The organism is Psychrobacter sp. 1U2 (genome assembly GCF_051847575.1).
This window is the reverse complement of sequence record NZ_JBPYDC010000088.1, coordinates 1-1,980: the sequence shown is the minus strand read 5'-3', so window position 1 is coordinate 1,980 and position 1,980 is coordinate 1. Positions and strand designations below refer to the sequence as shown.

The following is a 1,980-nucleotide window of genomic DNA, read 5'->3' as shown; positions in this document are numbered from 1 at the left end:
GTGCGAGTGTTGGCCTGATATTGGCGTTGGCCTTAAATCAGCTCGGTGGTTGATGTGTTTGGCATGGCTGATACGTTGGCTGCCTAATCTCCGTGTACTATAATTCTGAATACTATGACCAAACCATCAATGTTCCAAAATCACGACTGGAAATTTAGCTATAACAAGGCTGTCAGTTACTCATAACCTTAAGCATAAAAAGACAGACTTTTTTATAACAAGAAAAAACCGCTCAGCCTAAGCTGAGCGGTTTTTTTTATCCAACGACTAATAAGCGCTGGCTAAATTAAGAGAACTGGCTTACTGGTTTTTTTCGTAAACTGGTAGCTCTTTACAGATGGCTTCTACTTTGTCACGTACATCGGCCAAGACTTTTTCATCACCGCGGCTATCTAGAACATCACAAATCCAGCCAGCCAAATCACTAGCTTGCGCTTCGTTAAAACCACGTGTAGTAATCGCTGGCGTACCGATACGGATACCAGAGGTGACAAACGGAGATTTTGGATCATTTGGTACAGCGTTTTTATTGACAGTGATATGCGCATCGCCAAGCCATTTATCCGCTTCTTTACCCGTCATTTCTTGCTTAACCAAGCTAATCAGCATTAGATGGTTTTCAGTACCACCAGAGATGATTTCATAACCACGCTCTTGGATAACTTTAGCCATCGCTTGGGCGTTTTTGACGACTTGCTGCTGATAGGTTTTGAAGTTGTCTTCTAGCGCCTCTTTAAAGCAAATCGCTTTGCCCGCGATTACATGCATCAATGGACCACCTTGGTTGCCTGGGAATACCGCAGAATTGAGCTTTTTCGCCAGCTTCTCATCGCGAGCCAAGATCATACCTGAACGCGGGCCACGTAAGGTTTTGTGCGTTGTCGTAGTGACTACATCAGCAAATGGTACTGGGCTTGGGTAAACGCCACCAGCGATAAGACCAGCCACGTGTGCCATATCTACTAGTAAATACGCGCCTACTTCGTCGGCGATTTCACGGAAACGTTCCCAATCTACAACCTGTGAGTATGCTGAAAAACCAGCAATAATCATTTTAGGCTTATGCTCTTTTGCCAAACGCTCAACTTCATCATAATCGATAAGGCCAGTGCCCTCGACCAAGCCGTACTGTACGGCGTTGTAGTTAAGGCCTGAAAAGTTAATATGCGCGCCATGCGTCAAGTGACCACCCGCGTCTAGGCTCATGCCTAGTACCGTGTCGTTAGGCTCAAGCAATGCTAAAAAGACGGCTGAGTTTGCTTGACTACCTGAATGCGGCTGTACGTTGACATATTCAGCACCGAACAACTCTTTTGCACGATCAATAGCCAATTGCTCAACGACATCGACGTGCTCACAGCCACCGTAATAACGCTTGCCAGGATAGCCTTCGGCGTATTTATTGGTGAGATCTGTACCTTGCGCTTCCATCACAGCTTGCGAGCAATAGTTTTCTGACGCAATAAGCTCAATATGGTTTTCTTGACGTACACTTTCAGCTTCCATGGCTTTTGAAAGTTCTGGATCAAAATCCTTGATAGATATATCTTTAAACATATGTATGTCCTACGTATTGACTATTATTAAAAAGGCGTTGTTAGAAAAAAGAAGCCTAGAGTCGGCGCCTCGATATCAGCAACAAGTTTTGATGTACTTCTGCACTTAGCGTATCGCTATGGGCAAGTGTAACATGAAATTTTATGTTATGAGCGCAAAAAACCCTTACCTTAAGCTAAGCGAATTAGATGGTTTTATAGCGTAAATAAATGGCCAACAAAATAAGCGTTTTTCTTATCTTAATACATGCCAGCACATGTTAAATACGTCATATCTAGCAATGTTTATCTAGCAAACCTACGATTATTAAAAACCCTCAAGCATCACTAGACAAAAATGCTGATAAAAAGGTTTCACTAATCAGTAATTTACGTCTATACCAGTCATAACACGTTTGACGTTGCCACCCATCGTCAGTTAAAC

At 43.1% G+C, this 1,980-nt stretch carries 1 protein-coding gene; it reads right to left on the bottom strand.

Annotated features, from left to right (window positions below; translation table 11 throughout):
* Positions 1-300: 300 nt before the first annotated feature.
* Positions 301-1,557, bottom strand: a complete 1,257-nt coding sequence (gene glyA / locus ACS8FD_RS13360) for a serine hydroxymethyltransferase (RefSeq protein ID WP_439262825.1) — start codon at positions 1,555-1,557, stop codon at positions 301-303.
* Positions 1,558-1,980: the final 423 nt, after the last annotated feature.